Annotated in this window: 20 protein-coding genes and 4 pseudogenes; all 24 read right to left on the reverse strand. The window is 55.6% G+C overall.

What is annotated here, in order from left to right:
• Positions 1-3: 3 nt before the first annotated feature.
• Positions 4-1,465, reverse strand: a pseudogene (locus tag V5B44_RS04750) (2-hydroxymuconic semialdehyde dehydrogenase).
• Between the two features lie 105 nt (positions 1,466-1,570).
• Positions 1,571-2,008: pseudogene (locus V5B44_RS04755) on the reverse strand (GlcG/HbpS family heme-binding protein).
• 13 nt (positions 2,009-2,021) lie between these two features.
• Entirely contained in the window at positions 2,022-2,966 is a 945-nt protein-coding gene (locus tag V5B44_RS04760) for a catechol 2,3-dioxygenase (protein ID WP_148581397.1), read from the reverse strand.
• A 23-nt stretch (positions 2,967-2,989) separates the two neighbouring features.
• Positions 2,990-3,337, reverse strand: coding sequence for a 2Fe-2S iron-sulfur cluster binding domain-containing protein (locus V5B44_RS04765; RefSeq protein ID WP_148581396.1), 348 nt, complete (start codon positions 3,335-3,337; stop codon positions 2,990-2,992).
• Between the two features lie 11 nt (positions 3,338-3,348).
• Positions 3,349-4,416: pseudogene (locus V5B44_RS04770) on the reverse strand (NADH:ubiquinone reductase (Na(+)-transporting) subunit F).
• Positions 4,417-4,498: 82 nt separating this feature from the next.
• Positions 4,499-4,855: a phenol hydroxylase subunit P4 gene (locus V5B44_RS04775; RefSeq protein ID WP_332357977.1), complete on the reverse strand. Its 357-nt coding sequence runs from the start codon at positions 4,853-4,855 to the stop codon at positions 4,499-4,501.
• Positions 4,852-6,411 (reverse strand): aromatic/alkene/methane monooxygenase hydroxylase/oxygenase subunit alpha, encoded by a 1,560-nt coding sequence (locus tag V5B44_RS04780; RefSeq protein ID WP_332357978.1) that lies wholly within the window; start codon positions 6,409-6,411, stop codon positions 4,852-4,854. The genes V5B44_RS04775 and V5B44_RS04780 overlap by 4 nt, the downstream gene beginning before the upstream one ends.
• A gap of 26 nt (positions 6,412-6,437) precedes the next feature.
• The gene (locus V5B44_RS04785) at positions 6,438-6,707 is read right to left on the reverse strand and encodes an MmoB/DmpM family protein (protein ID WP_332357979.1); all 270 of its coding nucleotides are present in this window, start codon (positions 6,705-6,707) and stop codon (positions 6,438-6,440) included.
• A 36-nt stretch (positions 6,708-6,743) separates the two neighbouring features.
• Positions 6,744-7,739: an aromatic/alkene monooxygenase hydroxylase subunit beta gene (locus tag V5B44_RS04790; RefSeq protein WP_332358554.1), complete on the reverse strand. Its 996-nt coding sequence runs from the start codon at positions 7,737-7,739 to the stop codon at positions 6,744-6,746.
• Positions 7,740-7,774: 35 nt separating this feature from the next.
• Positions 7,775-7,840, reverse strand: coding sequence for a phenol hydroxylase subunit (locus V5B44_RS04795; RefSeq protein ID WP_332358555.1), 66 nt, complete (start codon positions 7,838-7,840; stop codon positions 7,775-7,777).
• Between the two features lie 468 nt (positions 7,841-8,308).
• On the reverse strand, positions 8,309-9,370 hold the full coding sequence (locus V5B44_RS04800) for an alcohol dehydrogenase (protein WP_332357980.1): 1,062 nt from the start codon (positions 9,368-9,370) through the stop codon (positions 8,309-8,311).
• 130 nt (positions 9,371-9,500) lie between these two features.
• A pseudogene (locus tag V5B44_RS04805) lies at positions 9,501-10,163 on the reverse strand (phenol hydroxylase); the annotation flags it as partial.
• A gap of 35 nt (positions 10,164-10,198) precedes the next feature.
• Positions 10,199-10,402: a phenol hydroxylase subunit gene (locus V5B44_RS04810; RefSeq protein ID WP_332357981.1), complete on the reverse strand. Its 204-nt coding sequence runs from the start codon at positions 10,400-10,402 to the stop codon at positions 10,199-10,201.
• A gap of 331 nt (positions 10,403-10,733) precedes the next feature.
• Entirely contained in the window at positions 10,734-11,795 is a 1,062-nt protein-coding gene (locus V5B44_RS04815; RefSeq protein ID WP_332357980.1) for an alcohol dehydrogenase, read from the reverse strand.
• A gap of 129 nt (positions 11,796-11,924) precedes the next feature.
• Entirely contained in the window at positions 11,925-13,304 is a 1,380-nt protein-coding gene (locus V5B44_RS04820) for an OmpP1/FadL family transporter (protein WP_332357982.1), read from the reverse strand.
• Between the two features lie 314 nt (positions 13,305-13,618).
• Positions 13,619-14,590 carry an IS5 family transposase gene (locus V5B44_RS04825; protein WP_332357983.1) on the reverse strand — a complete coding sequence of 324 codons (972 nt, stop codon included), beginning with the start codon at positions 14,588-14,590 and terminating at the stop codon, positions 13,619-13,621.
• Positions 14,591-14,773: 183 nt separating this feature from the next.
• A complete protein-coding gene (locus tag V5B44_RS04830) occupies positions 14,774-15,187 on the reverse strand; it encodes an SRPBCC family protein (protein WP_332357984.1) in 414 nt (137 codons plus the stop codon).
• Positions 15,188-15,197: 10 nt separating this feature from the next.
• Positions 15,198-16,220 carry a 2Fe-2S iron-sulfur cluster-binding protein gene (locus tag V5B44_RS04835; RefSeq protein ID WP_332357985.1) on the reverse strand — a complete coding sequence of 341 codons (1,023 nt, stop codon included), beginning with the start codon at positions 16,218-16,220 and terminating at the stop codon, positions 15,198-15,200.
• 76 nt (positions 16,221-16,296) lie between these two features.
• The gene (locus V5B44_RS04840) at positions 16,297-17,283 is read right to left on the reverse strand and encodes an aromatic/alkene monooxygenase hydroxylase subunit beta (protein WP_332357986.1); all 987 of its coding nucleotides are present in this window, start codon (positions 17,281-17,283) and stop codon (positions 16,297-16,299) included.
• Positions 17,284-17,331: 48 nt separating this feature from the next.
• Positions 17,332-17,646, reverse strand: a complete 315-nt coding sequence (locus tag V5B44_RS04845; RefSeq protein ID WP_332358556.1) for an MmoB/DmpM family protein — start codon at positions 17,644-17,646, stop codon at positions 17,332-17,334.
• A 162-nt stretch (positions 17,647-17,808) separates the two neighbouring features.
• Complete coding sequence (locus tag V5B44_RS04850) at positions 17,809-18,144, reverse strand: Rieske 2Fe-2S domain-containing protein (protein WP_332357987.1); 336 nt, start codon at positions 18,142-18,144, stop codon at positions 17,809-17,811.
• A 47-nt stretch (positions 18,145-18,191) separates the two neighbouring features.
• A complete protein-coding gene (locus tag V5B44_RS04855) occupies positions 18,192-18,458 on the reverse strand; it encodes a toluene-4-monooxygenase system B family protein (RefSeq protein WP_332357988.1) in 267 nt (88 codons plus the stop codon).
• 65 nt (positions 18,459-18,523) lie between these two features.
• Complete coding sequence (locus tag V5B44_RS04860) at positions 18,524-20,029, reverse strand: aromatic/alkene/methane monooxygenase hydroxylase/oxygenase subunit alpha (protein ID WP_332357989.1); 1,506 nt, start codon at positions 20,027-20,029, stop codon at positions 18,524-18,526.
• A gap of 437 nt (positions 20,030-20,466) precedes the next feature.
• Positions 20,467-21,339 (reverse strand): archaetidylserine decarboxylase, encoded by an 873-nt coding sequence (gene asd, locus V5B44_RS04865; RefSeq protein WP_332358557.1) that lies wholly within the window; start codon positions 21,337-21,339, stop codon positions 20,467-20,469.
• Positions 21,340-21,343: the final 4 nt, after the last annotated feature.

Here is a 21,343-nt window from a genome sequence, read left to right on the forward strand (position 1 = left end):
CGCTCAGTACTTGATCATCACGTTGCGCAGCTCGGTGTAGAACTCCAGCGAGTGCACACCGCCTTCGCGGCCGATGCCCGACTGCTTGGAGCCGCCAAACGGGGTGCGCAGGTCGCGCAGGAACCAGCTGTTGATCCAGCACAGGCCGACCTCGATCTGCGTCGCCAGGCGGCTGGCGCGGCTGATGTCTTGCGTGTAGATCGAGGTGGCCAGGCCGTAGCTTGGTGTCGTTGGCCATGCGCACGGCTTCTTCTTCGGTGTCGAAGGGCTGGATGTGGCAGCAGGGGCCGAAGATTTCTTCGCGCACCACGGTGGCGGTCTCGGGCAGGCCGGTCCAGATGGTGGGTTCGACCCAGCAGCCGTCTTTCAGGTCGTCGGGCATGTCGGGAACGCCGCCGCCAAACACAATGTTGGCGCCCTCTTCCTTGGCTTCGGGGTAGTAAGACAGCACCTTTTTCTGGTGGATCTTGCTGACCAGCGGGCCGATCTTGGTGTCCGGTCGAACGGGCGGCCGGGCTTCATCTGCTCGGCCTTGCTCTTTCAGGGCGGCGACAAACTTGTCAAAGATGGGGCGCTCCACATAGACGCGTTCGGTGCCCAGGCAGACCTGGCCGCAGTTCTCAAAGCCGAGCGGGTCACGGTGGACGACCGCGTTCTCGAAGTCGCAGTCGGCAAACACCACCGCCGCGTTTTTGCCACCCAGCTCCAAGGACACCGGGCGGATGCCGTCGGCGCCAGCCTTCATGATGGCGGTGCCGGTTTTGGTCTCGCCGGTGAAGGTGATGCCGTTGACACCCTGGTGGGCGGTCAGGAAGGAGCCAGCCGAATTCACGCCAAAGCCGTTGACCACGTTGTACACGCCGGGCGGCACGCCGACCTTGTTCATCACTTCGCCCAGCAGCGTGGCGGTGCTGGGGGTCGCTTCGGAAGGTTTGACCACCACGGTGTTGCCGCAGGCCATGGCCGGGCCGCATTTCCAGGTCATCAGCAGCAGCGGCAGGTTCCACGGGCAGATGATGGCGATCACGCCGCGCGGCGTGCGCACGCCGTAGCTGCGCGCGGTTTTGCCGTCGGGGGTGCGCATCTCGAACGACTCGGTGGAGACGTTCTTGATGGTGTCGGTGAAGATCTTGAAGTTGGCCGCACCGCGCGGGATGTCGATGTGCGAGGCCAGGTGCGCCGGCTTGCCGGTGTCGGCGATTTCGGCTTGCAGGAAGTCGTCAAAGCGGTGGTTGATCTCGGCCACCAGACCGTCGAGCATGGCGCAGCGGTCGACCACCGAGAGCTTGCCCCAGGGGCCGTGCAGCGCGGCGCGGGCGGCGGCCACGGCCGCATCCACTTCAGGCTGGCCGGCCTCATGGACCATGCCGATCAGGAGTTGTCGACCGGGTTGCGCTTCTCGTAAGTCTTGCCGCTGACGTTGGTGACGTACTTCGCCGTTGATGAAGTTCTTGATTTCTTTCATGGTCCGCTTTCCTAAAGTGGCGCTCGGGCAAATGCCTTGCGCCGTTAACGTGAAATAACTTTCATGGCCCGCAGTGGTGTCACCTGGGCCAGGAAAGTTAGCTGCTCAAACCAATGGCGTCAGCCCGGCTTGCGCGCAGGCTTCATCCTGCGCCTCCGAACCGCCCGAGACACCGATGCCGCCAATGCGCTGACCGGCCTCGTTGAGTGGCAAGCCGCCGCCAAAAGCCACAAAACGGGGCGGCGCACGATGCCTTCGCGCACCGCGTCGGAATGCGCCTGCAGCGCGGCATGCCACTGGCTGGTGGGCAGGCCAAAGCTGGCGGCGGTGTAGGCCTTGTCGATGGCGATGTCGATGGAGTGCAAGAAAGCACCCGGCATGCGCAAAAACGCCACCAGGTTGCCTGCCAGAGTCGACCACCGCGACGTTGATGCGAATGCCCAGTTCGCTCGCGTGCGCTACCGCAGCCTGAACGGCCGATGCAGCGGCTGCGACCGAAATGGCATGCACCTCCACACTTGAAACGTCAAATCCTTTCATCATTGCGTCAGACGACTCAGGTGTACACCTCGGTGAAGGACGGTACAAGATCACCCGTATGGTAAAAAATACCGCTTCCCAGATGAGACTCGTCCCATGTGGTTACGGGGCGGTCGCGTTGAGCCAGGTAACCCAGACCAGCAAAAGTTTCGTTGCGGTTGCCACTCGGATCAAAGAAGTAAATGGTCTCGCCACGCGTGATTCCGTGGCGTGTGGGCGCCACGTCGATCCGTGTCTTGGTTTTTGCCATCACGTCGGCCGACTTCAAGATGTCATTCCATGAATCCAGGAAAAAAGCAATGTGGTGCAAGCCCATGCGCGGACCGCCGACAAAGGCGATATCGTGTGGTGTGGTGGTGCGTGCCATCCAGGTAGCCGCTTGAATCGCACCGTTGGGGCCCACAACCACCTGCTCAGTGAGAAAAAAGTCCAGCACATCGGTCATGAACTTGGTGTTTTCAGCCACCTTGTTGATGCCCGTCTCTGGATTGAGCTCGCACATCAACAGGCAGTGGTCGAGCCAGTGCGCGCCGGCGCCCGTGATGTTGTCTGGCCATGGATCGGGGTTGTCAATTCCAACCTCGGTACCCACGTACTCTTTCATCGCGTAAAGTCGCATTTCGTGACCGCTTGGCAGGTTGAATTGAAGCATGCGACCCATTGATGGCAAGGTGCCTTCTTCCAGCATGGCTGTTTTGATGCCGTAGGCCTCAACCTTCTTTTTCAACTCGTCAAGGTCGCTGTCCTTTTCGACCTTGTAGGCCACATGATTCAAACCCGCCTGGTCAGAGGGCGTGAGAATCACAGAGAACTTGTCCCACTCGTCCCAGCATTTGAGGTACACGTTGCCATGTTTGTCCTCCATCGTTTTTTTCATGCCCAGCACCTTTTCGTAGTGCTTAAGAGCGGCAGCCATATCCATCACCCGCAGGCTGGCATGACCAATTCTCATAATACCCATTGAAGTCTCCTCTAGGTTAAAACTCAGGCGTTTGCTGTAGCAGCAAACCCTTTGCGAAACGGCTTTTCAAACTTGCCAGTCACCTCCAGCCGGATGGCGGTAACTGGTGCGACACGGCAGGCCAAAGTAAAACCTTGGGTTTCTTCTTCAGCACTGACATGAGCGCGACTGACGGGACCGAGCGGGTGAGTTTGCCCCTCAAGAATGTGAACCTTGCAAACGCCGCAACCACCATTGACACATCCCACCGGGATACCCTTGCGCCCCAAACGCAACATGCCTTGCAGCAGGCTTTCGTCATGGGCACACGGAAATGTTTCGTCTGTTTGCGTGACGTGAACAGGGACCTTGGGGCGGGTGTCTAAAAACATCGTGTGTCCATTCAAACCCGTTTGAACAAGGGGGGCTGCGCTGCTGGTTGGTGTCTGCGGCCGAGAGAAACTTTTCGGTGTAGATGTCACGCTCGTAGAGGCGCCCTTGCATCAAGGTGGAAATGCAGGCCTCAATCATCACCGGCGGACCACACAGATAAGCCTTGTTGCCGGAGAAGTCACCAGCAAAGTGGGTCTTGGCCATGTCATGCACAAAACCTCGTGCGCCCGCCCAATCCGCCCCTTCAGGTTCGCCGGACAGTGCTGGTACATAGGTGAAGTTGGCATGCTGTGCCGCCAGCGCACGAAATTCTGCGTCGTAATACAGTTCCTCGCGCACGCGCTGGCCATAGATTAGGGTGATCGGCAGCGTGCTGCCGGAATCGAGCAAATCCAGGATCATCGAACGCGGGCTGGACAGACCAGAGCCTCCCGCGAAAAAGACCACCGGCTCAGATGCAGATTTGCGTACAAAAAATCGCCCATAGGGGCCCGAGATGCGCAAGGCATCGCCCCGCCTTGAGCTGTTCGTGCAGCCAGGTGGTGCCCGCGCCGCCTTTGATGATACGGACGTTGAGCTCCACTTCGCCAGTGGCTTTGACTTGTGCTGGAGAATTTGCGATTGAAAACGCGCGTGCGCCTTCAATGCCGGGAATCACCACCTGCACATACTGGCCCGCCTGGAAGTGCAAGGGTTGCCCAAGCTTGAGAAAAATGGCCTTGATGGTGGGTGTGAGCGATTCGATGCGCGACACGGTGCAGTTAAAGTCACGCACCGCAATGATCTCGGCATCCGGCTCTTCATCGATATCCGCCTCGATCGTGGCATCGCTTTGCAGCGTGGCGCAGCAGGCCAGGGTCTTGCCGGCATCGCGCTCGAAGTCCATCAGCGCAAACGGATTGGCATGACCATGGTCTACCTCGCCGCTGGTTACCTCGACCTTGCAGGTTCCGCACAGGCCATGGCCGCAGGCGTGAGGAATGTAGATGCCTTGACGCAGTGCAGCATCCAGCAAGGTTTGACCTTCCTCAACATCGATGGTTGCGCCCAGTGGCTCAATGGTTAGTTGGTAACTCATAAATTGGGGTTCGGTTTTTAAGTGGTGCAAATGCTGCCGACACAGCAGACGGGTTTGAGTCCACCTGCTGAAGCTGCAACGCTTAATTGCAGGTGCCGTTGATGCCGTTCAGGCCTGGAGTCCGAAAGCGAAGCACATCCTTGTGCTTCAAACCGTTGTCAGCCAGAGATTTGGCCAAGTCAGGTTTCCAGGGCTTGCCCGACTTGAACCATTCGACTTTGTTCCAGTCGATCTTGGCAAAATCAGGGTGGTAGCCATAAGTCCCAGGCAGAACGCCAGGACCTACGGCACCAAACGGGGTGTCCGCTGGCAGGGGCAGGGCAATCGGTGCGCAAAACATCAGGTGGTCTTCCCAACCAATGAACAACAGTGGGGCAGGAAAGTTTTCGCGCGCGTCTTTGGCTGGAAAATCGTAGGGCTTCAGGGCTTTAACGCTCATTTTTGTGCTCCTTCTGTGGATTCGCCGTTCCATGCGGCAAAGTTCTTTTGATCTTCTGAACCTTCGAAGTCCAAGTTGTCCCGACCAAAATTCAAGTTGTAGTAGTCAAGCACGGCCAGAAGCGGATCAAAGCCCTCCGCGGTCGGATCGACCCCTTCCTTGAAGCAGTGCCCCTGGTAGATCTGTTGGGGCGGCAACCAGGCTTGCACATACTTCTCGGGCTCGTTTTCAAAGATTTCCTTGCAATGGTCGCTGCAGAAGTGGTACTTGTCGCCCTTGTAGTCGGTTTCGCGGTAAGCGATCTTCGTGGCATCACCTGGCTCGGTGAAATGCATCGGAACCTGGCAGGTCTGACACAGCATGGGTAAGGTCTTCTGATAGAAGCGGTTGCCTTGTTTGGCCTGCTCTTGCCAGAAATCCCAACGCGGACGGTAGTACTTATCGAACGTTTCCGGGTATTTTTCTGTCAACCACGCCATGTCTTCCGCGCTAGGAACAAAAGTGTGAATGGGTGCGGCCGCGTTGTAGTTGTAAAAAGTGGCGAAGGTCTGGTGGCTGATGTGATTCTTGCCTTCGCACGCTTGCAGCCAACCCTTGGGCGTTCTGATGCCGTAGCGCTCCAAATCCTTGAAGAGCGCCGCACCATTTTCCTCAACGTACATTTCCCAGCTCTCACGCCAGCTCATCACCTTTTTGGGCAGGAAATAGTCTTGCATCATGGCCACGATGCTCAGCAGGCGATAGCCGCGCCAGAACCATTTGTCGATCCAGCCCTGAACGATCGGCACGTTGGCAGGATCCTGCTCCAGCATGAATTTAATGCACTCGATGCCCAGCGTCATGTGGCGTGATTCATCAGATTGCGCGCTGAAACCAAAGGTCACGGTGGACATGTCGCCGTTGTGCGCCGCACCCGACATGAAGGGCACAAACAACAGGTTGGTCAGCACATACTCGAACGAGAAGCTGACCGCGGTCAGGAACTCGAACGGGCCGCCAGTGTAGGCATCTTCAAAGAATGACTTCGGCACCGACAGGTACCACACACGGTCATACATGTGTTTGGGGCTGTGCAGGCCATTGAAATACTTGTTGTAGTGGCTTAAAGCGTGTGTTTCAGTCTGGTTGTGGCGCAGTTCATCAATGGACTGCATCTGGCAGGCCACGCGGGCACCGGCACCTGTGAACTGTCGCCCCACGTGGGCAAAGCCGCGGTAAGCGTAGTACTCCAGCGGGGTCACACCAGTGAGAAAAATCTTGAGCGCGTTAACGTAGCGTGCATCAGCCACGCCGGTCTGGCCATTGTTCTGTGCAAAAGCTTCGATCACCGCATAGAGTTTTTTCTCTTTTTCGCCCTGGTATTTCCAGTATGCGTCCATCGTCAGGCGGAACGGGTCTTCCCACTTGTCCCAGTCGTGGATCTTGATGCCCTCGTATTTGTCATAAGGGAAAACCTTGTCCATAGGCTGGTAGGTGGTGTCCCAGGCCAGGCCACGCGTCATGGCGGAATAACGTTCTTTGAGACCGAGTTTCTTTTTCAGTACAGGGGTGTCCATGTGTGCTCCTTGTTTGGGGTTGGGATTCAGTTGTTCCATTTCAGAGAAAGCTGGTCGTCATCTTCGTCAATGTGACCCGACAGGGTGACAAGGTTGACGTGAATCTGCTGCAAGTCGTAGGGGCGCCCTACCAGCTCCTCAATGGTCGCGCGACGAACCACCAGCCTCCCGGGCGCGTCAATTTTGACCAGTCCCGTGGGGTAGGTCGCCTGTGCGGCGGGGTTGTCGGCAAGGATGGCCTCAATGATGGGGCGTGCATCTTCGTTGTCCTGGAAGGCAATAAATACATTTGACATGCGTGTCTCCTTTTTAGAATGGTTGGGTGCGGGCACTCAGGCGAGGAGTCCGGCTTTTTTGCAGCGCAGGTCAAGCGCTGTGCGCGCCTCCTCCAGAGCAGTCGCGCCAACACTACCCAGTGCCAGTTCAGCCACTGGGGCCAGGGCGGCCTGGGCACGATCAGCCCATGTGGTGAGCCAACCCGCGATCAGTTGCCGGTTTTCAGCCGATTCAGCCGCAGCCACCTTGGCCACAGCGTCAATCCAGCGTGCACTCTCGGTGTGCCACTCGGGCATGAAGGCGACCAGCATCGACACCGCTGTGCCGCCCTGCAAAGCAATGTGGTCATCGACAAAGCTGCCGTAGATCAGCGGGTAGAGTTGACCGTCAAGCGCCAGGTTTTGCGCAATGAACAGCTCAAACGGATCCTGCAACACCAGCGTGTCTTCGACATAGTGGCGTAGCGGCTGCCAGCAGGCGGTGTTGAGCCAGTCATTTTTGCCCGCATCCAGAATGGCCGGCTCGTCCAGCGCCAAGCCCAGACGGGTGATGAACTGCGCCGCGCCCAGGTGGTCTAAGGCGTGGAACATGGCAGGTGCTGTAAAGGGAGTGCCGTAGCCGTAAGCACCGATCGAACTGTTGTTCATGTTGCCACCCCATGCCACGTGGCGCAGCGGCATCAGCACTTCGCAGGCCTTGCTGCGCACGGCCTCTGACATCTTGGCGACCAGCCCACGAGACTGCACAAATTCGTAGTTTGACTCTATTGCATCTTGTTGGCGCGCCCGTGCCATAGTCCAGGTGGCGTAGTAGTACTGACGCGGGTCACGCAGCATGTTCCAGTCGGCCAGTTTGACCGCCGAGCGTGACTTGTCAAATATCTCGTGCTCAGGATCCCAGGTCGGGCGATAGTGAAAATTGTCAGTGGGCTGGGTGTCAAGAGTGGCCTCTTGGTAGCGCGAGGCCGGTTTGTCGTTGCCCACGTATTTCGCTGTATGCGAAAAGGTATTGCGCAGGGGCTTTATTTCACGGGCATGAAGATCGACTGACATAGAAAATATCCTTTTTAAAAAAACGACGAACGGACTCAATCACTCAACAACTGCACCTGGTTTCGAGCGCAAAAATCGTCAAAAGCAGGTTTTGGCAACATCAGATCCACGAACAACTCGGGCCAGCCGATGGCAATTCAAAGCACACCAAACCGTCTGCACGAACCTCTTTGACGCGGACAAACCTGTTCGCGATGTTGCAAGCCGGCTCTATTAATGAGGTGAAGGTTGTGGTCATGGCTATTTGGTAGAAAGTACTGTTTAGATGGCAATGCAAGGATCTTGCCAACAAGCTTTGTTATGACTGCAATCTCGATAATTAACGGGTTTACCCCTAGGTTTACGATGTTAAATTTCTTAAGAGTTGAAAAATATTATTCAAATCTAGGGATTACCCTCGTCAAATTCATCTGCAAATTTTTATTAAATTCATCATATGATCATATTTTTGGATGAAAACTTATCAAATGATTAAATTTAAATCAATAAGCTCAAAAGTTGAGTCGAGTGAGTGATTTGAAGAAATATCGAGATAAATGGCTTAAGATGAATAATTGATCAATGCCAGCTCAGGGTAGGATCAACATCTTCATGGCACCATCCGACTTTTGATGGAAGGTTGCAAACGCCTTGTCCACATCAGTCAGAGAAAACGTGTGTGAGAAGTATTCTTGCGGGTTGACCACGCCGCGCTCCATCATGCGCAAAGCCTCCCACATATACGGCTGAACATTGGCAAAACCATTCATGTGCAGCGTGATGTCACGCAAAAAAACGTCTGCCAGATTGAGGTTGAAGGTGCTGTCGCAGAACACTCCCAAAGCCGCGACCGTCCCGCCCGGGCGAACCAGGTCTAAGCTCATTTGCAGGGTTTCGGGATAGCCCACCATTTCGATCACCTTGTCGAAGCCACGGCCACCCGTATGCTGCAGCGCTTTTTCTTTCCAGCCGTCTTGCGACGAATCAATGGCAACCGCGCCTTTTTTTGCGGCAGCTGCCAATCGGTGGGGTACGGTATCCAACGAAACGATTCGTCCAGGCCCCCGGTGCAGAGCGATATCCAGTGCCATCAACCCGGTCGGACCGCAGCCTACAAGCGCCACACTTTCACCCACCTGTATGTCGGCGAGATGGTTGGCGATGACGGCGGTGGGCAGGTTGCAGGACAGCGTCAGCGCCGCACCGTCAGATATTTCATGAGGCACTTTCATGGCGTGACCGTCCGCGTAGGGCATGACCATGGTTTCTGCGTGCGTACCATTGAGATTGCCAAATGGCACACCAAAGCCATAGACGGCTTTCTGCGTTGTCTCGCAATGCGCTGTTTGACCGACCTCGCACATGTAGCAGTGACCGCAAGATGCAGAGTAGCCCATGGTCACGCGATCGCCGCGCTTGAAGCGACCCACAGCCTTTCCTATGTCAAGCACCTCGCCGACGAGTTCGTGGCCTGTTTGTGATTGCCCCTTTGTCATGATGGGGTCCAACGCCCCACGGTACAAATGCAAGTCGGAGCCACAGATCGATGTTGCCGTGACCTTCACTAGCATTTCGTGGCCTTCGCGAATGACAGAGTCAGCGATATTGCTGCAACGGATATCTTGGGGACCGTAATAAACTGCGGCTTTCATGTGTTGTCTCCTGTGTTTTTAATGGACTGCGTTTCAATCTCTCTGAACTCGGTGGCATCGCCAATCAGATTGGTCTCACGCCATATGAGAATTGGCGAGGGCACACCCTCGCCGCGGTTCGAATTGTTTTTAGAACCGATTTTTGCGCAATGAACAGCTCAAACGGATCCTGCAACACCAGCGTGTCTTCGACATAGTGGCGTAGCGGCTGCCAGCAGGCGGTGTTGAGCCAGTCATTTTTGCCCGCATCCAGAATGGCCGGCTCGTCCAGCGCCAAGCCCAGACGGGTGATGAACTGCGCCGCGCCCAGGTGGTCTAAGGCGTGGAACATGGCAGGTGCTGTAAAGGGAGTGCCGTAGCCGTAAGCACCGATCGAACTGTTGTTCATGTTGCCACCCCATGCCACGTGGCGCAGCGGCATCAGCACTTCGCAGGCCTTGCTGCGCACGGCCTCTGACATCTTGGCGACCAGCCCACGAGACTGCACAAATTCGTAGTTTGACTCTATTGCATCTTGTTGGCGCGCCCGTGCCATAGTCCAGGTGGCGTAGTAGTACTGACGCGGGTCACGCAGCATGTTCCAGTCGGCCAGTTTGACCGCCGAGCGTGACTTGTCAAATATCTCGTGCTCAGGATCCCAGGTCGGGCGATAGTGAAAATTGTCAGTGGGCTGGGTGTCAAGAGTGGCCTCTTGGTAGCGCGAGGCCGGTTTGTCGTTGCCCACGTATTTCGCTGTATGCGAAAAGGTATTGCGCAGGGGCTTTATTTCACGGGCATGAAGATCGACTGACATAGAAAATATCCTTTTTAAAAAAACGACGAACGGACTCAATCACTCAACAACTGCACCTGGTTTCGAGCGCAAAAATCGTCAAAAGCAGGTTTTGGCAACATCAGATCCACGAACAACTCGGGCCAGCCGATGGCAAATTCAAAGCACACCAAACCGTCTGCACGAACCTCTTTGACGCGGACAAACCTGTTCGCGATGTTGCAAGCCGGCTCTATTAATGAGGTGAAGGTTGTGGTCATGGCTATTTGGTAGAAAGTACTGTTTAGATGGCAATGCAAGGATCTTGCCAACAAGCTTTGTTATGACTGCAATCTCGATAATTAACGGGTTTACCCCTAGGTTTACGATGTTAAATTTCTTAAGAGTTGAAAAATATTATTCAAATCTAGGGATTACCCTCGTCAAATTCATCTGCAAATTTTTATTAAATTCATCATATGATCATATTTTTGGATGAAAACTTATCAAATGATTAAATTTAAATCAATAAGCTCAAAAGTTGAGTCGAGTGAGTGATTTGAAGAAATATCGAGATAAATGGCTTAAGATGAATAATTGATCAATGCCAGCTCAGGGTAGGATCAACATCTTCATGGCACCATCCGACTTTTGATGGAAGGTTGCAAACGCCTTGTCCACATCAGTCAGAGAAAACGTGTGTGAGAAGTATTCTTGCGGGTTGACCACGCCGCGCTCCATCATGCGCAAAGCCTCCCACATATACGGCTGAACATTGGCAAAACCATTCATGTGCAGCGTGATGTCACGCAAAAAAACGTCTGCCAGATTGAGGTTGAAGGTGCTGTCGCAGAACACTCCCAAAGCCGCGACCGTCCCGCCCGGGCGAACCAGGTCTAAGCTCATTTGCAGGGTTTCGGGATAGCCCACCATTTCGATCACCTTGTCGAAGCCACGGCCACCCGTATGCTGCAGCGCTTTTTCTTTCCAGCCGTCTTGCGACGAATCAATGGCAACCGCGCCTTTTTTTGCGGCAGCTGCCAATCGGTGGGGTACGGTATCCAACGAAACGATTCGTCCAGGCCCCCGGTGCAGAGCGATATCCAGTGCCATCAACCCGGTCGGACCGCAGCCTACAAGCGCCACACTTTCACCCACCTGTATGTCGGCGAGATGGTTGGCGATGACGGCGGTGGGCAGGTTGCAGGACAGCGTCAGCGCCGCACCGTCAGATATTTCATGAGGCACTTTCATGGCGTGACCGTCCGCGTAGGGCATGACCATGGTTTCTGCGTGCGTACCATTGAGATTGCCAAATGGCACACCAAAGCCATAGACGGCTTTCTGCGTTGTCTCGCAATGCGCTGTTTGACCGACCTCGCACATGTAGCAGTGACCGCAAGATGCAGAGTAGCCCATGGTCACGCGATCGCCGCGCTTGAAGCGACCCACAGCCTTTCCTATGTCAAGCACCTCGCCGACGAGTTCGTGGCCTGTTTGTGATTGCCCCTTTGTCATGATGGGGTCCAACGCCCCACGGTACAAATGCAAGTCGGAGCCACAGATCGATGTTGCCGTGACCTTCACTAGCATTTCGTGGCCTTCGCGAATGACAGAGTCAGCGATATTGCTGCAACGGATATCTTGGGGACCGTAATAAACTGCGGCTTTCATGTGTTGTCTCCTGTGTTTTTAATGGACTGCGTTTCAATCTCTCTGAACTCGGTGGCATCGCCAATCAGATTGGTCTCACGCCATATGAGAATTGGCGAGGGCACACCCTCGCCGCGGTTCGAATTGTTTTTAGAACCGATGTGTGTAGCCAATGGTCACGTTGTTTTGCGAGTGCGTTGTTTGAATCGGATCCGCAGAATTTGATGTTCCACCAGGATTTCCCATCGTCTCTTCAAAGGCATGAGAATAGGCAACATCAAGGCTGCTCTCTTTGGAAAAAGCGTATGAAAACCCCGCCGACACGTGTTTTCTAGGCGTTGCAGGAATCACGGCAAACAAAGTTTCTGAACGCAGCGCCTGGGTTGCCAGGCGAGCTCCGCCGCGCAGCGTCCAGTTGCCAATCTGATAGGCAACACCAAGAGCCAATATGGTTTGATCTTTGTAGTTTTGTGGCAGCAGGATGTCGAGAGTGCCGCCACCATCTGCCACAAATCCGACATTAATGTCTTTCATGGCGTGTTCCCAAAATACCTGAGACACGTCCACAGCCATCATCCAGCGATCGTTGAAGCGGTGGCTTAGGCCAAAGTCCAATTTCGCGGGCATCTGAAAATTACGCAACCTGATGTTGCCTGCCAAGGGGATTTGCCCGGCAATGCCATCAATGGCGGTGAGCGTGGCTCGTCCATCCATGTCCTTCATCTGACTTTCCATGGCGTAATCCAACCCAACCATGGTGTCGTTCGACATTTTGTATGTCAGTCCAATGCGGCCACCAAAGCCCCAGGATTCAACGCCACTGGCCAAGGGTTTATTTTTGGTCAAGCTGAAATGCGCACCGCGCATGTCCGGCAAACCACCGAGTACCGGTAATAAACTCCCGTTGACTCTTCCTGCTCCAATTAGCGCGCCAACCTGGCCTGCGCCAAGGAGGAGATCCAGATTCAAGCCCTGCCACATAGCGTCAACGCTGGCGCCAACGGCCAGCTTTTCGTTGACCTGGTAGCTCGCGGCAAACGGGATGTTTAACACCAGCAGACGGCTTGAGTTTTCAAGACCGGTATTGAGGCCACCCGCGGCACGGGAAAGAAAACTGCTGCTGCCATATTCAGTTCCCAAGCCGCCTTGAGCAAAGGCCCCAATGCCGTACGCTAAATCGCCATTGCGGTGCGTGTAGGCTGCCTCGGGGGCCAAATAGGGGCCTCGGTTACTGGAGTGGGTACCGGATGAAACACTTTCCCCGGTCGATTGATTTTCCACATTGATATCTGTGGTGATCAGATCCAAGCCCAAATGAAGTTCGGAGCCCGGTGCCATCAATGACAATGTGGCCGGGTTGGTCATCATGCCGGCAGCACCCACATTGAAGGCCACAGCTGTGCCGCCCATGGCACGCGAAACTGCCCCAAAGCCTTCGAGTCGAAAGACCTCTGTGGCCTGAGCCAGTTGACCTGTGGATGCCAAGCATGCGGCGGTCACCATGCTGATGGTGTTTAATTTGAATTTCATTTTGCTGTCTCCTGGTTTTAATGTGAATTTATGTTCGGACTCAATCAATGAGCCTTGCTAATGCGGAAACCGAAGCCACGTTCGCCGAGTTTTGAACCACGGCATGTTGACAAACTTGCATGTCCGCTTGGTTGCTGCCCGGCTTCGAGGCTCTAAGGACAGTCTGAATAATTCAAACCCAGATGTGTTACCGCACTCATCATCGTCGTGATTCTGGTTTTAGCAGCCCGCGTGTCGGACTGGAACCCCGCTTTTCGGGGTTGGCGGGGCTTTTGACACCCCGTTGTGGCCACTTTGGCCCATTTCAGGCGCACTCATGCCCGCACCGCCATCAAATCCTGGCGTGCCATCCACAAATTGGACAACGCAAACAACGTGGCAATCTGCGCCGCATTCTTGGCCAGCCCTTTGTAGCGCACCTTCACAAAACCAAACTGGCGCTTGATCACCCGAAACGGGTGCTCCACCTTGGCGCGAACACCCGCCTTGAGCTTCTCTGCCTTGTCCAGCAACTCACCCAACGCGCCAGCGTGCTTGAGGGCTTTGCGCTTGCCCGGGCGCATGGCCACATGCCAAGTCACATCGGGGTCAGCGCCTTCTCGCTTCTCTACACCCTGATACCCGGCATCAGCCCAGACAGTTTTCTCATGTCCGTGCAACAAGCGGTGTGCCTGGGTGATGTCATGATCATTACCACTGGTACAGCGCACCGTGTGTACCAAGCCGGAGTCGGCATCCACACCGATATGCGCCTTCATGCCGAAGTACCACTGGTTACCCTTCTGGCTGGAGTGCATCTCGGGGTCACGGGCCTTGGCCTTGTTTTTGGTGGAGCTGGGTGCAGCAATCAGGGTGGCATCAACGGCGCTGCCCTCTTTGAGCATCAGACCACGCTCGCTCAAGACGGCGTTCACCTCAGTCAGCATCTTGGCCGCCAGGTTGTGCTCTTCCAGCAGGTGTCTAAAGCGCAGGATGGTGCTCTCATCGGGCAGGCGCTCGTTGTCACCCAGATCCACAAACTCCCGGTACAGCGGTACATCGAAGAAAGCTTCTTCCATGCCCGGGTCAGACAGGTTGAACCATTGCTGCAGGAAGTGGGTACGCAGCATCACCTCCAAGGGAAAGGGCGGGCGACCGATGAGACCGTCAGGGTAATGCGGGGCAATGAGGTCGACCAAACGCGCCCATGGAACTACGCGATCCATCTCGTCGAGAAAGACCGCTTTGCGGGTCTTTCGGGTGCACAAAGAAAACCCGAGTGATGCTTGATTGGTACTGGATTTCATGCTATGTATTTTAAAGCAAGCAGGGCATATTCAGCACAGGATCAGCATGTTTTCTATAACAAATCATCGGGGGACTTTTGCAGAGTTTCCCTAATAGCCCCGTTAAATACTGTTGTTTTGGTCTCCAGGTGGGGGCGAGAGAATTGATTTGAAAGTGATTGCATCCTTGGAAAATTGACTCGATCAAGAGTGCAGCTTGGCCAGATTGGCCAAGCCGGTGGCATAAATGCCCTCCACCAGAGCAACGACTTGGTCGCCAGGTAAGCCTACAGCCTCAAAAGTGGAAGACCATGCAACTTCGCAACCGCGGGCTCCCAGGTCTCGGACATCAATCTTGCCAAGGTAACCGTTCATCGGCGTGGTTGGCTCAATGATCGAATAACACAAAACACGGGCTGAGTTGTCCAAAGACTCCAGACGTTCAATCAGCACACCATCAGCGCTTGCCAATTTACGGATTGAACCTGGCGTATTGCCATTGCACTCAAGCATGTCGAACATCGGCAGGATTTTGCAGATGCCAGAAAAATCCTTGACCGTTAACCACACTGCCTTGGCAGGAGCGGCAATTTCAAGTTTGGATTGGGCATTGACCAAGATGTGCCTCCTAGAAAAAGCGATCGAAATGAATCTGCTCAAAAGGAACGCGGTAGCCCACCATCAGCATTTCCTGCAATGTCTGTGTCATGGGCGGTGGACCGGCAAAATAGAACTCGAAATTTGGCAAGGTCTCACCAAATACACGCCGAACCAGTTCATGAACAAAACCGGTTTCACCCATCCAGTGCGCACTAGAGTCATCTGCCGGCAACGACACCACCGGGTGAAAATGGATGCGTTCGCCATAACCAGGAATCTCTCTCAAGAAGCTCTCTCCACAGATGTCGCGCGAAGTCCGGCCACCATAGAAGAAATGGAGCTGGCGCGTTTTCAGCATGCCTGACTGGGCCGCCCCACGGGCAATTGACACCATTGGCGCCAGACCTGAACCACCCGCAATGCAGACGATGTCACGCTCGACCTCGGTTCTCAGATAGGCCAAACCATAAGGCCCATCAATTTCAATTTCCTCGCCAGACCTCATGTGGTGGAACAACTGGTCGGTTGCTACGCCATTGGCGGTGCGGCGGATCTGAAAGTGCCATTCCCCTGCGTTGTTGCCAATGTTAGACATTGAATAGGCTCGGGGCGTACCAACGCCGGGAATTTCCAGCATGGCAAACTGACCTGCCAGAAAATTTGCGGGACCATCGGCAACAAATCGAAACTCGCGAATGTCGTGGGTGATCTCGTGCATACCCGTAAATTTGGCTCGAAATCGCTGGGCACTGATGACTGGCACGCATTCTGGTGAGTTACGAACCTTGATGCGCAAGTCAGTGCTTGCAACGCATTGACAAGCAAGAAGATTGCCTTTTCGTTTGTCACGGTCGGTTAGGCCCGGTGCTTGCGGCCAAAGATTTTCCACCTCACCATCGAGTAATTCGAATTTACAACTGCCACATCCGCCCGAGTTGCACTCGTAGGGAAAGCCAATTCCGGCACGCAGCGCGGCCCGCAATACCGTATCTTTCCCCGATTGGTCAAAGACACTCTTCTCGGGCTCAGTTGTGATTCTCGCTTTGGTCATAACCATTCCAATCATTGGGGTTACAGCCTGGCTGCAGACGCCTTTAGAGCGCATGCTTTCAGGCTTTTGGTTGTACTTACAGCCCCAACGATTGGCGGAAGTCGCGTGTGGCCTGCTTTGCAGATTGGGCCGCCTGAGGCACATCTGTGAGCGCACCACAGTAGGCGTCGATGGCCTTGTCAGCCAAGGGCTCCCATTTGGCAATCCAGCCCTTGATAACCTCGGCATTACCTGACTTTTCAAGCGCCATCTTGACCAGGGCAGTTGCCCAGCGACGGTGCCGTGCGGCATCGACCAACTGTGCATCAGTCAGCAAGCCAAGCAGCATGTCGCCGTTATGGCGGGCTGATTCACCGAGCTTGCGCAGGACGGCTTCATCGATAGCTGGCTTTGCGACCAAACTCAGTGCAACAAACCCTTCAGCCCAATCCCAAGTGGTGAGTATTTTTTCCATCAACTCCCGGAAGCCTTGCCACGCCGGATCAGTCTCCCAATACTCACGCTCTTTGGCAGCCAAGCCTTTGTCAGCGAAAGTGAGGGAGAGTTCTTTGGTCCGGTACGCGGTATGACTTAACCAACGAAACGCGTCTGCCATCTGAAAGTAGTTGCAGTTGGTGATGGTGCTGGCAGGTGCCATCTGGCCCACGTAAGCAGATGCCATCTGCACGGTGTGGAAAAGATACCGTGACGGGGTGTACATCCGCGCGAGGGAGCCGGCCCAGCGAGGGTCGAGGGCGATGTCGTGCTCGCGCTGGTTGAACTGATCGAAGAGGCCGAAAACATAGTTCTCCTGGCCATCCTGCATCATGTTGTAGGTGCGGTAGACCACTTCCTCCGGGTCGCGGAAGGCGTTCCAGTCCGGGTGCTTGAGGGCGGTTCCGAAGGTATTTTTTTTGTACCACTCGTTCATGAACGTTGTGGGTGAAAGCTCATACGGCGTGTCGGGCCGCTTGTCGTTGTAATGCAGGTTGGCACTGACGATCTCATACTCGCTCGGCTTGCGGCGACGGGTGGCGAGATGGCTCCAGGTCTTGAGTGGCTTCAGTACTTGGGTTTCGGACATTCTTGTCTCCTCGATTTATGGGTATTGGCTAACGCGTGTTGCGCTGCTTTAAACTTTTTTCGCGAAATAGAAACGAATGGAGTTGTCTCCACTCTCGATCTGTCCGGCAAAGGAGCTGAGGTCCACTTCCAGATCGTTCATCTTGAAAGGGCGGCCCAGTTCTTCCTCGATGGTTTCGCGGTGAAGTATCATTTCCTGTTCGGTATGAATACGGACATAGGCACGCTTGTCGTCGACAAAAACCTCCTTGCCCGGATTGTCGATTTTCGCCGCCTCGATGACCGCCATGGCCAAGTCACCACCACGCATTACCGGCCCTACCAAATTGTTGTGATAGGCCTGTGCAGAACTTGTAATGCTCATTACTTTCTCCTTGTTTTCTTTCAAGTCTGGTCCGCCGACCTGGCTCGCCAGTCCGGAAGGGCAAGCCAACTGCGGCTCGGCTTGTGTGCCGCGCAGTAGCGTTCCAATCCAACTCAGAATTCCCATGTCACCTTCCTTAGCCAACTAAATGGGCGATCGATTTCAGGTATGAGCGAACAAAGGCGTGACACCTTCGGTCTCGACCAGGACATCATCTCCGTCCACCTTCACCGGGTACTCGGCTAGGGCACAGTCCTCAGGGTTGATGCCCTTGCCGGTACAGGCATCGAACTGCCAGAGGTGCGCCTTGCAGATCAGCTTCTTGCCATCGAAACTGCCTTCGATCAGCGGAATGTCCTGATGCGGACAGATGCCCTGGAAGGCTTTGATATCGCCGCCTTCTGCGCACACCAGCAAAATTTCCTGACCGTCGACGTCGAACGACTCCATTTCCCCTTCCCAGAGGTCGTCCAGCGTGCATACCTTTTTGAAACCCATTCCTGACTCCTGATAATTCCTGATTCGGGTGGCGAATCCGCAAGCACTCAGTGCTTCGGGGCCTCCCAGATGATTTCGACGGTTTCCGTCGGCTTCAGGCCGGACTCGGAAACGCGCATCGTGCGCGGCAGAAACTCTTCGCTACCCTGACGACGCACTCGCATCAGATAGCCCGGACGCGCCCGGACGCGGCGCCCGACCGAATGCACCGCGGCAGCAGCAGCGACTTCATCCATGGTGTTCTCGCTATCGACCGCAACGAGTTGCAGCACGAAGTCGCCTTCGAAGTTGGAAGTAATTGGAAACAACGCCATTTCTAGAATCTCCTATGTTCTTTGAAAGCGGCGCCCGAAGACGCCGGCTTGCATGGCCACTACAATCAGCTGACCTTCTTCGTTGCCCGCAGGGCGCGGTACACTTCGGCCCAGGCGTAGTTGTGGGCGTCGTCGCCGCACTCGCCGGGAGCGAGATTCATGTAGGCGAGAGCACCGCCCAGATCCATCGGCTGGATCATGCCGGCCAGGAAGCGGTCGACGATGCTCAGGTGACCGGCATAACGCTCCGGCTCCTGCTCGAAGCACCAGCGATCGACCTCCGAACCGAAGTGGTAGAGGCGGCCGTTATACTCGAGTGGGTAGTCCTTGACGTTCCAGCCTTTGCCCGGTGTGCCGAGGATAGGCAGCTGGCACATGTTGCAGACGTAAGGCAGGGTTTCCGGATAGGCCATGGCCATGTTGCCGTCGACGACGTTGTCGATGATGACGTCCCAGCACTGGCCCCAGGTGTCGTTCCAGCCGGGATATTTCTCTTCCAGCCAGGCCCGCTCGTCGGGGGTCACGCCGGCAGCCGGATTCCACCACACGGTCGGACGCCAGAAGTAGGAGCCCATGTGCATGCCGTGGTGCGTCTCGGCGATGTCCTTGAGGAAGATGTCCCAGTACCAGGGCAGATCAAGACCCATGTCGGTCAGGGCGCGCTCGAACTGGGCAACGATCCATTCCTCCATGAATTCCTTGAACGATTGCTTGCGGTGCTCGAGCGGCGTGTAGTAGTCCATGATCGGACCGGTCAACACGGAGAACAGCTTCCAGGCGCCCCAAACGGCAATGTCAACGCGCTTCTGCGCTTCAGCCTTCTGACCGTTCTCGATCAGGATCTTGAGGGCCGGACCGCCGATCTGGGCATGGCGGGACTCATCGGTCTGGATGCTGGAAATCAAATTGGCGAAAGTGTGGTCGCCGGCTTCGGCCGCATCGGCCGCCAACCCGAGGAACTGCATGTTGGTGAAGCCGGTCTCGAAGCTGAAGGTCAGCATGATGGAGACGCTGATGGCGTCGCGGGTCATCATGATGTCATCGAAGAAGTGACGGGCGGCGATCATGCCCCACTCGTTGGTGTCGTAGGCTTTGAAAGCCCAGTCCATCTGACGGTCTTTCGAGACATGCTCGTGCGGGAAGAAGAGTTGCATCTGGGCATGACGGATTTCGTCCAGACAGCCCAGCGTGGACATATTGCGCATGCCTGGCGCCTTGGAAAAGCGCATCATGCGGGCTTCGGCACTGGCTGCTGCGTACTCGCCGCGAGCGATGGCGCCATAGTGCGCCTTCATGACCGATTTCCAGCCCGGATCGGCATTTTCAAAGATGCGGCTTCGCTCCAGAGCAGCCTTCACCGAATAGGCACCGGCATCCTTGTCGCGCTGAACTTTCACGTATTCTGGATAGGTCTGTTTGTAAGGTTCGTCGTATTTTTCCCAAGCGTTCTGGGGCAGGCCGAAAGCGCCTGACATTAGCGGCGGAAACAGCTCATCTTCCGTCACGTACTTGGGGGTCCAGTTCGTGGTCCTGGCCAGGTCATACCAGTCCATTCTGTTTAGTACAGCCATCTATGTCTCCTTCTTGGTTGCAGGAATGAGGGATTCCACATTTCCCGAATCAAAGCGATCTCTGTCGCCGGGGGTACGCGGCAAATTTAGAAAATATCGAGATTCCGCATAACCCCAAAGTTATAGGGAAAAAATGGAGGCGACTATTAGACTTTGGTTTAGATGAGGATATTGGTGATGAACGTATGCCGATTGCAGCTCATATCAAGCTGTCCCTCGTTGCGGTCTGGCAGGCAATCCAGCCCTGGCGGGGTCGGTGACTTCCTGGTTGTTTTTTATGCCACGTACGTGGACACGATCTGCCGCAGCGAATGAAAAGGGGCTGTTTTTTCGGGTCGACCGCAACAGGCGGTTGCTCGCAGGCTTTTTGACGATGGCAGTTCGACCAGAGGCGCGCGATGGATGGAGTCCGCGTTCAGGCTGGCGCGATGTCGCAGTTAGCCGCGCGGCAACCGCATCAGTGCCTCGCCCATGCGCACCTGCTTGCCGTCGGTGATGCCGTCGCATAGTGCAAACCCCTTGGGGGCGAAGACGATGATGGTGGAACCGTGCTGGAACCAGCCCATTTCTTGGCCCTTTTCAAAATGCGCGGCGCAGGGGATGACGTTGGGGCCGCGGTAGCGGATGTGCAGCAGGACGTTGATGAAGTGCAGGCGGATGCTGGCGACGAGGATGGCGGCGACGGGTACCAGCAGGATGCGCTGGCCGCCGGGTGTCAGGGTGGTTTCGATCAGCGCGCGTTCGTTTTTGCAGAACAGTTTTTCGACGCGTTTCAGGGCAATCGGGTTCACGTTCCAGGTGTCGCCGGAGATGTAGGTGACCTTGTGCACGTCGCAGTCGGCGGGGGCGTGGAAGCGGTGGTACATGCTGGAGGTGAGGCGCAGCGTGATGTAGCTGCCATCGCGGTAACGCTCGACCAACGCCGGGTCGCCGAGCAGGTCAAGCAGGGTGTAGGGGAAGCCCTTGGCCTGAAAGAGTTCGACGCCGGCAATCTGGCCGCAGGCGCCGACGATGCCGTCGCTGGGGCTGGTGAGAATGGTGGGGTCGTTATTCACAGTGCGCGCGCCGGGTTTCAGTTCGCGGGTGAAGCAGTCGTGCAGGCTGCGGAATTTCGTTTTGCGCGCATCGGAGAGATCGAGGTCGGCGAACAGCTTCCAGGTGGCGATGGAAAGGTCGCGCACCAGCGGCTGTTCGATCTGGCTGAACCAGCCCATGAAGCGGGTCAGCAACTGGCGCGGCACGCGGTTGGTGAGCAGGAAATTGAGGTCTTCCTGGAGGACGATTCGGGACAACATTCTTCGAACGGTCATTTTT

The organism is Candidatus Accumulibacter necessarius (assembly GCF_036625085.1).